The sequence below is a fragment of the Thiobacillus sp. genome (genome assembly GCF_024708915.1).
Genome location: NZ_JANJXQ010000031.1, coordinates 1 through 8,660, shown reverse-complemented (window position 1 = coordinate 8,660; position 8,660 = coordinate 1). Strand labels below are relative to the sequence as shown.

Below are 8,660 nucleotides of genomic sequence, written 5' to 3'. Positions count from 1 at the left end.
TTTTCGCGCTGCGCCTCCACCGCCCGGCTCTGTGGGGGGTCCGGGGGGGGCTGGCAGTGTTTCGGGGGCGGGTGGGATTGGGGGGCGGCCCCGAGCGCCGAAGCGCCGCAGAGGATGGGGGCGGGGGCGATTTTTTGCGCCCTTCGCCACCCCCCCCCCGGGTTGTGGGGCGCCTGGGGGGGGCTGCCACTGTATCGGGGGGCGCTGGGCTGCGCCGCCCGCCCCCCTCGCCGCATCGCCGCAGACGAAGCGGGCGCGGGTCAGCGCCTGGTGTTCCCACACCCAGGCGTGGTGCAGCTGATAGTCGCGGAAGGCTTCGGTCGAGCTGACCAGCAGCCCCGACGCACCATCTGGACGCAGGCGCAAATCGGTTTCGTACAGGATTCCCGCCGCGGTGAGCGTGCCGAGCCAGGTGTTGATGCGCTGCGCCAGGCGCGCGTAGGTTTCCTGCGCGCGCTCGTCGGCGTCGTCGTAGAGGAACACGAGATCGAGGTCGGACGCATAGCCGAGTTCCTTGCCGCCAAGCTTGCCGTAGCCGATGACGGCGAAGCGCGGGGTGTCGCGATGGCGCGTTTTCAGACCTGTCCAGCAGCGCGTCAGGGTTTCGGCGAGCAGCGTATCGGCCAGATACGACAGGTGATCCGACAGCGCTTCCAGCGTCAGCCGTCCCGCCACGTCCTGCGCCAGCAGGCGCAGCGTCTGCACCTGCTTGAAGCGGCGCAGCGCATCCATCTGCGCCTCGGTGTCGCCGGGGTGGGCATCGAGTTCGGCATGCAACTGGGCGGCCAGCTGCGCCCAGTCGGGCACGCTCATCAGATGTTGCGGCGCGATCAGTTCGTCCAGCAGCTGCGGCTGCTGCGTGATCATCTGCGCTGCCCATGGGCTCGCCGCCAGCAGGCGTACCAGCTGGCGCAAGGCTGCCGGGTATTCGGCCAGCAGCGCCAGATAGGTGGAACGCCGCGCGATCGTCTGCACCAATGCGGCGAAGCGGTCCAGCGTGGCCTGCGGATCGCGCTGGCTGCCGATGATTTCCAGCGCGGGCGGCAGCAGTGCGTTGAGGATGAGTTGCGTCGATTCGGCCAGCCGCGCGGTGTTCTGGCGCAGCGTATCGAGGCTGGAGAGCACCCGGTCGGGGTCGCCGTAGCCGGCATTTTCCAGCAGCGCGCGGGTGGCGGCGCCCGCCGTGCCGCAGCAGACGGCGGTGAGCGGATGACTGTTCTGATCGGTTTGCGGCGCGGCGAACACCTGCTCGAAATGGCGCGTAACTTTATTCCGATGGCGGTCGAGCGTTATCAGCAGGGCCGCATAGCCGGGGAAGCCCATTGCCTCGGCGAGCATCGCCCGCGACTCGGCGTCATCCGGCAGCAGTTGGGTCTGCGCGTCGTCGAGGTACTGGATGCGGTGCTCAAGCCGGCGCAGAAAGTCGTAGGCAGCGGCGAGCTCCTGCTGCGCCCCGGCGGTCACCAGTCCGTTCTTCACCAGTTCGTCCAGCACCGTCAGCGTCGGACGCTGCTGCAGGGCGGCGATCTGGCCGCCGCGGATGAGTTGGAACACCTGCGCGGTGAACTCGATTTCGCGGATGCCGCCCGGCCCCAGCTTGACGTCGTGCGCCATCTCGCGGCGTGCGACCTCGCGGCGGATCTGCACATGCAGGTCGCGGATCGCCGCGAAGGCGCCGAAGTCGAGGTATTTGCGGAACACGAAGGGGCGCACGATGGCGGCCAGTTCGTCGTGGCGGGCGCCGGTGAGCGGGCGCGCCTTGATCCAGGCGTAGCGCTCCCACGGCCGTCCCTGCGCCACCAGGTAGTCCTCCAGCATGGCGAAGCCCATCGCGAACGGGCCCGAGTCGCCCCACGGGCGCAGCCGCAGGTCGACGCGGAACACGTAACCGTCGGCGGTATTTTCCCCCAGCGCGGCGGTCAGCTTGCGTCCCAGGCGAACGAAGAATTCGTGGTTGCTGAGCGGGCGGATTGTCGCCGCGGGATCGTCGGCCGCGGTGTCGCCTTCCTCGGGGTAGAGGTAGACGAGGTCGATGTCGGACGACACGTTGAGCTCGCCGCCGCCGAGCTTGCCCATGGCCACGACGACCATCTGCTGCGGCTGGCCGTGCTCGTCGCGCGGTTCGCCGTGGCGCACGGCGAGTGCGGCGTGGTGGAAATCGAGCGCGGCGGCGATGCACACCTCGGCCAGCGCGCTCCAGGTGGCAGTCACCTCGGCGAGGTCGGCTTCGCCGGCGAGATCGCGTGCAGTGACGGCCAGCCACACCCGCTGGCGCAGCTGTCTTAAACGTTGATGCAGCGCAGCCTCGTCGGCGCACGGCGGCTCGGCGATAAAGGCCTGCATCGCCGCGCGGGTGAAAGGGTGGCCGAGTTGCCCGGCCGCAGCGTCGGCCAGCTGCGGCTGCGCCGCCAGCAGGCGGCGGCCGTAGCGGGAACAGCGGGCGACACGGTCGAGTGCGGGGTTGCTCATGGCTTGGATCGGGGCGCTTTGAATTAGAATCGGACGGTTATCAAACACTCTATCAGTGGGGAGAGCATATGGCATCCATCGAGTCGATTCTGACCGAAACCCGTGTATTCCCGCCTGCGGACGCGTTCGTCAAGCAGGCCAATGTGTCCGGCATGGACGCGTACCAGGCGCTGTGCAATCAGGCCGCAACCGACTACGAGGGCTTCTGGGCCAATCTCGCGCGCCAGACGATAGACTGGAAAACGCCGTTCACCCACACCCTCGACGAATCGAATCCGCCGTTCTACAAGTGGTTCAGCGACGGCGAGTTGAATGTTTCATACAACTGCCTGGACCGCCATCTGGCGACCCGGGGCGACAAGACGGCGCTGATTTTCGAGGCCGACGACGGTGCGGTGACGAAAGTCACCTACAAGCAACTGCACGCCCGTGTCTGCCAGTTCGCCAATGGCCTGAAGTCGCTCGGCGTGGTGAAGGGCGACCGCGTCATCATCTACATGCCGATGAGCATCGAGGCGGTGGTGGCGATGCAGGCGTGCGCGCGCATCGGCGCCATCCATTCGGTCGTGTTCGGCGGCTTTTCCGCCAAGAGCCTGTTCGAACGCATCGAAGATGCGCAGGCCAAGCTCATCGTGACCGCCGACGAATCGCTGCGCGGCGGCAAGGCGTTGCCGCTGAAGCGCGCGGTGGACGAGGCGCTGGCGATGGGCGATACCTCCTGTGTCGAGCGCGTGGTGGTGTATCGCCGTTCCGGTGGCGAAGTGAACTGGTCGTCGCGCGACCTGTGGTGGCACGAACTGACGCAGACCCAGGCCGATACCTGCGAGCCGGTATGGGTCTCCGCCGAACACCCGCTGTTCATCCTCTACACTTCCGGCTCCACCGGCAAGCCCAAGGGCGTGCAGCATTCGACCGGCGGTTATCTGCTCGGCGCCATCCTGTCGATGCAGTGGGTGTTCGACGCCAAGCCCGATTCCGACGTCTACTGGTGCACTGCCGACATCGGCTGGGTTACCGGCCACACCTACGTCGCCTACGGCCCGCTGGCGCTGGGCATGACCGAGATCATCTTCGAGGGCATCCCTACCTATCCGCATGCCGGGCGCTTCTGGGAAACCATCGCCAAGCACAAGGTCACCACCTTCTACACCGCGCCGACCGCGATCCGCAGCCTGATCAAGCTCGGTTCCGAATTGCCGGCGAAGTTCGACCTGTCGTCGCTGCGCCTGCTGGGGACGGTGGGCGAGCCGATCAACCCGGAAGCCTGGATGTGGTACCACCAGGTCATCGGCGGCGGCCGCTGCCCCATCGTCGACACCTGGTGGCAGACCGAGACCGGCGCTCACATGATCTCCCCGCTGCCCGGCGCGGTGCCGACCAAACCGGGTTCCTGCACCCTGCCGTTGCCCGGCATCATGGCGGCGATCACCGACGAACACGGCCAGCCGGTCGAAAAAGGCCACGGCGGCTATCTGGTGATCCAGCGCCCCTTCCCCTCGCAGCTGCGTACCCTGTGGAACGACCCCGAGCGCTTCAGGAAGACGTATTTCCCCGAAGAGCTCGGCGGCAGGACCTATCTCGCCGGCGACTCGGCGCACCGCGACAGCAACGGCTATTTCTGGATCATGGGGCGCATCGACGACGTGCTGAACGTGTCCGGCCATCGCCTGGGCACCATGGAAATCGAATCCGCGCTGGTGTCCAACCTGCGCGTGGCCGAAGCCGCCGTGGTGGGCCGTCCGCACGACATCAAGGGCGAGGCGGTGGTGGCGTATGTGGTGCTCAAAGGCGCGCGCCCCATGGGCGAGGAGGCCCGCAAGATCGCGCTCGAACTGCGCGAGTGGGTGGGCAAGGAAATCGGCCCGATCGCCAAGCCCGATGAAATCCGCTTTGGCGACAACCTGCCCAAGACCCGCTCCGGCAAAATCATGCGCCGCCTGCTGCGCGCGATCGCCAAGGGCGAGGAAATCACCCAGGACGTTTCCACCCTGGAAAACCCAGCCATCCTGGAGCAACTGAAGGACGCGGTGAGATAGCTGCGGCAGCCGCCGGCCCGAAAATCCGCTGTTCTTTCTGGGGCCGGTTGACCTGTTTCTTACTCGCGTCCGGTCATTCGTCGGCCGCCAACAGGTTTGTCGAGCGCACCAGTTCCGCCACCAGGGTATGCAACCGCGCCGGCGATTTCAGTGCGCCGTTCTCCTCGTCGAACGCTTGGTCGGCGTGGGGCAGCGAGAACTGGCCGGGCAGCACCAGCACGCCCAGGGTGTTCAGGATCTGCCGCAGGTGCGGCAGCATGCGCATTCCGCCAAACGTGCCCGGCGAAGCGGCCATGATGGCGGCGACCTTGTTCTGGTATGGCGCCAGTCCCGATTCGCCCTGCCATTCGCGCGATACCCAGTCGATCGTGTTTTTCAGCAGCGGCGGAATCGAACTGTTGTATTCCGGGCTGGCGATCAGAAAAGCGTCGTGCCCCTTGAACAGCGCTTTCAGGCGTAGCGCGTTGTCGGGCAGCCCATCCCGGTCTTCCAGGTCGCCGTTGTACAGCGGCAACGGGTAGTCTGCTAGGTCGATCAGGGTGACGTCGCCGCCTGCGGCACGGGCGGCGCCCACCGCGGCCTGGATGAGCTTGCGGTTCCAGGCGTCGCGGCGAATGCTGCCGGAAAAAGCGAGAATCTTGGGCATGCGTGTCCTTGCGTTTGCAAAACGGGTGATTGTATCGGGCCTTCAGGCAAGATCGAATACGACCAGCTCGCTGGCCTCCAGTGCTTCGATGTCGATGCCGGATTCGAAACGGATCGCCACCGCATCGCCGGCTTCCAGCGGATAGCCCTGGACCTTGATCCGCCCCGTCGCGATATGCAGCCAGGCGCGCCGCCCCGCTGCCAGTTCCAGACTGACGCGATCGCCGGCCGCCAGCCGGCCCGCATGAATCGCCGCATCCTGATGAATCGTCACCGAAGCTTCGCGGCCGTCGCGGGAGGCGATCAGCCGCAGCCGGCCCTGCAGGCTTTCCGGGGCGAAAGCGATCTGTTCGTAGCCCGGTTCCAGCCCATAGGCATCCGGCTCGATCCAGATCTGCAGCAGATGCACCGGTTCGGTCGCCGATGCGTTGTATTCGCTGTGGGCGATGCCATGCCCGGCGCGCATGCGCTGCACCTCGCCGGGACGGATCACGCCGCCGTTGCCGAGCGAATCCTTGTGTTCGAGCGCGCCGGCGAGCACCCAGGTGACGATTTCCATATCCTGATGGCGGTGGGTGGGGAAGCCCGCACCCGGTGCGATGCGGTCTTCATTGATGACGCGCAGCGGGCCGAAGCCCATCCAGTCGGGGTCGCGGTAGCCGGCAAACGAAAAGGTATGGAAGCTGTCGAGCCAGCCATGGTTGGCGTGGCCGCGTTCGGACGATTTGCGCACGGTCAGCATGATGTCTCCTGCGGGTTGGCCCGGCATGCGGGCGATGGACTGACTATAGGCGTGGTTCCCCGCGGATAAAACCGGCACAATTGGACCGACTCATTCAACGCGATCCGAACATGCCCTTGCTCCCGGATGCCCCGGCCGTTCCCGGCGCCATCGACGGCAACCCGCGCGAAACCCGGCGTCCGGCCCGGCCCGGCGCGGCGGCGCGGCCGGGCGGGCAAGCGACAGGTTCGCGGGGGTGTCCGGTGCCGGCTGAGAAAACACCGCCCGACAAAATGCGGCTGGACAAGTGGCTGTGGGCGGCGCGCTTTTTCAAGACGCGCAGCCTTGCGACCCAGGCGATCGAACATGGCCGCGTGAAGCTCGCCGGCGAGCGCGTCAAGCCGGCGCGCGAAGTCAGGCCGGGCGACCGGCTGGACATCCATGTTGGCGAATCCGCCTGGACGCTGACGGTGCGTGCGCTGGCGATGCAGCGCGGCCCGGCGCCGCTGGCGCAGGCCTTGTACGAAGAAGACCCGGACAGTTGCGCGCGCCGCCAGCAGCAGGCGCGCGACCGCAAGCTGGCAGCCAGCCCGGCAGCGGCGATCAAGGGGCGCCCCACCAAGCGCGACCGGCGGCAGATCCATCGTTTCACCGGCGAATGAGGCGCAGGAATTTACCACGGCGCTTTTCACGCAGCAGGCGGGCAAACGCATAGAATCAAGGCTTCCGAAAGCCGCACCTTATGACCGTTTCCCCTGCCTTGTCGTTGTTCCTGCGCCGCGCCGCGCGCTGGCTGGCGGCCTTGGCTGCGCTTGCCGCGCTCGGCTTCGCGACCGCCGCGGCGCTGATGTTTTTCTGGGTGTTGCCCAACATCGCCGAACACCGCGACACGGTGGCGAGCCTGATGTCGCGCGCGCTGGGGCAGCGCGTGACGCTCGAAGCCGTATCCGGGGTGTGGCAGCAGGCACGCCCCGAGTTCCGGCTGCAAGGGGTGCGTCTGTACGATCAGCAGGACCACCCGGTACTTTATCTGCCCGAGCTCGAGGCTGCTTTTTCCTGGCGTTCGCTGCTGTTTCTGGAGCCGCGCTTCAGCCGGATCGAACTGCAGGGCTTGGCGCTGGGGGTGAGGCGCGCGCGCGACGGACACTTTTATGTCGGCGGCATTCCGATCAACCCGGCTGCGTCCGGCAGCGGTTTTTCCGACTGGCTGCTGCGGCAGGGGCGGGTGCATGTGGGCAAGGCCACGCTCACCTGGCTGGACGAAGTGCGCAATGCGCCGCCGCTGATCCTGACGGCGGTCGACTTCACGCTGACCAATGTGCGCCGCACCCATAACCTGCAATTGCGCGCCACCCCGCCGGCCAGCCTGGCGCGGCCGTTGACGGTCGAGGCGAAGCTGAGTGCGCGCAATACGAACGACCTCGAAACCTGGAACGGCATCATCGGCGCCACGGTCGCCGGGGTGTCGTTCCCGCGTCTCGCCGCCTGGCTGGCCTTGCCGTATCAGCCGCAACAGGGCTGGGGCGCGCTGAGCCTGCAGTTCGACGTGGCGCACGGCGCGCTCGCCGGGGTGGCCGCAGGGCTGGATTTGCGCGCGATCGAAGCCGTGCTCGGCGACGGCCTGCCCGCGTTGCGGCTGGCGCAGCTGCGCGGGCAGGCCAGGTGGCAGCGCAGCGGCGGCGGCCAGCAGGTGAGGTTTGAAAACCTGCGCGTGGCGCGGCCGGGCGCAGCCCTGGGCGCGCCGTTCAACGCCGGACTGGCCTGGGATGCCGCGTCGCACGAGATCACCGCGCAAGCCTTCAGTCTGGGCGGCTGGCAGTCGCTGCTGCCGAGCCTGCCGATGGATCCGGAACTGCGCGCGCGCCTGCAAACCCTGCAGCCGCAAGGGCGCTTCGACGCGTTGCGATTCCGCTGGAGCGGAGCGCAGCCGGGACTGGACAATTTCAGCATTGCCGCCCGTTTTAGCGGCCTGGGGGTGACGGCAGCCGGCAATCAGCCCGGGCTGCTCAATCTTTCCGGGCGCATCGAGGGCGATGCGCGCGAAGGCGCGTTCGAGATCGACTCGGACCGGCTGGGACTCGGTTTACCCAGCCTGTTCCGCGAGCCTCTTTTTGAGCTTGCGAGCTTGCGCGCACGCGGCAACTGGCAAAAAACGCCGCGCGGCCGGCGCCTGACGCTGGACGACGTGGCCTTCGCCAACAAGGACATGACGGGCACGGCCAAGGGGCACTACGAGTTGATTCCGGGCCAGCGCGGCGTGATCGATCTGAGCGCGCATTTGAGCCGCGCCGATGGCACCGCGGTGTACCGCTATCTGCCGAAAACCATCGGCGATCACACCGTCGACTGGGTGAAGCAAGGTGTCGTGGCCGGCAATTCCGACGACGTGCGGCTGACCTTGAAAGGCGATCTGGCCCGGTTTCCGTTCGACCAGGGCAATGGCGAGTTCCGCGTCGATGCGCAGATCAAGGATGCGGTGATCGACTATGTGCCGGGCTGGCCGCGCATCGAGGGCATCCAGGCGCGCCTGTCGTTCCAGGGCAAGAGCATGGAAGTGACCTCCAGCCAGGCGCGGATTTACGGTGTGGCGCTGTCGCCGGTGAAAGCCGTCATCCCGGATCTGCTGCATCAGGAAGAGCAGTTGAATGTCGAAGGCCAGGCCAATGGCCCGATCCGGGACTTCATCCGTTTTGCCAACTTCAGCCCGGTGGGCGAGCGCCTGCGCGGATTCACCGATGCGCTGGACGGCAACGGGCCGATGCGGCTCGCCCTGAAGCTGCAGGTGCCGC

General features: G+C 67.1%; 6 protein-coding genes. 3 read left to right on the top strand and 3 right to left on the bottom strand.

The features are described from left to right. A partial coding sequence (glnE, locus tag Q0L94_RS02545) for a bifunctional [glutamate--ammonia ligase]-adenylyl-L-tyrosine phosphorylase/[glutamate--ammonia-ligase] adenylyltransferase (protein ID WP_296749804.1) occupies positions 1-2,469 on the bottom strand: 2,469 nt, incomplete at its 3' end. Between the two features lie 68 nt (positions 2,470-2,537). Here glnE and acs point away from each other — a divergent pair. Beyond that, a complete protein-coding gene (gene acs, locus Q0L94_RS02540; protein ID WP_296749802.1) occupies positions 2,538-4,505 on the top strand; it encodes an acetate--CoA ligase in 1,968 nt (655 codons plus the stop codon). Positions 4,506-4,578: 73 nt separating this feature from the next. Here acs and Q0L94_RS02535 read toward each other — a convergent pair whose 3' ends face one another. Both Q0L94_RS02535 and Q0L94_RS02530 read right to left on the bottom strand, forming a co-directional pair. After that, entirely contained in the window at positions 4,579-5,151 is a 573-nt protein-coding gene (locus Q0L94_RS02535) for an NAD(P)H-dependent oxidoreductase (RefSeq protein WP_296749800.1), read from the bottom strand. Between the two features lie 42 nt (positions 5,152-5,193). Next, the gene (locus Q0L94_RS02530) at positions 5,194-5,892 is read right to left on the bottom strand and encodes a pirin family protein (RefSeq protein WP_296749798.1); all 699 of its coding nucleotides are present in this window, start codon (positions 5,890-5,892) and stop codon (positions 5,194-5,196) included. 242 nt (positions 5,893-6,134) lie between these two features. Here Q0L94_RS02530 and Q0L94_RS02525 point away from each other — a divergent pair, with 242 nt between their 5' ends. Both Q0L94_RS02525 and Q0L94_RS02520 read left to right on the top strand, forming a co-directional pair. After that, complete coding sequence (locus tag Q0L94_RS02525) at positions 6,135-6,533, top strand: RNA-binding S4 domain-containing protein (protein WP_296749806.1); 399 nt, start codon at positions 6,135-6,137, stop codon at positions 6,531-6,533. Between the two features lie 80 nt (positions 6,534-6,613). After that, the coding region (locus Q0L94_RS02520) for a DUF3971 domain-containing protein (protein WP_296749796.1) at positions 6,614-8,660 on the top strand (2,047 nt) is incomplete at its 3' end.

Bases quoted from the DNA above. Each gene is read 5' to 3' on its own strand.
- Q0L94_RS02530 (WP_296749798.1), bottom strand. From the start codon at position 5,892: ATGCTGACCGTGCGCAAATCGTCCGAACGCGGCCACGCCAACCATGGC.
- acs (WP_296749802.1), top strand. From the start codon at position 2,538: ATGGCATCCATCGAGTCGATTCTGACCGAAACCCGTGTATTCCCGCCT.
- Q0L94_RS02535 (WP_296749800.1), bottom strand. From the start codon at position 5,151: ATGCCCAAGATTCTCGCTTTTTCCGGCAGCATTCGCCGCGACGCCTGG.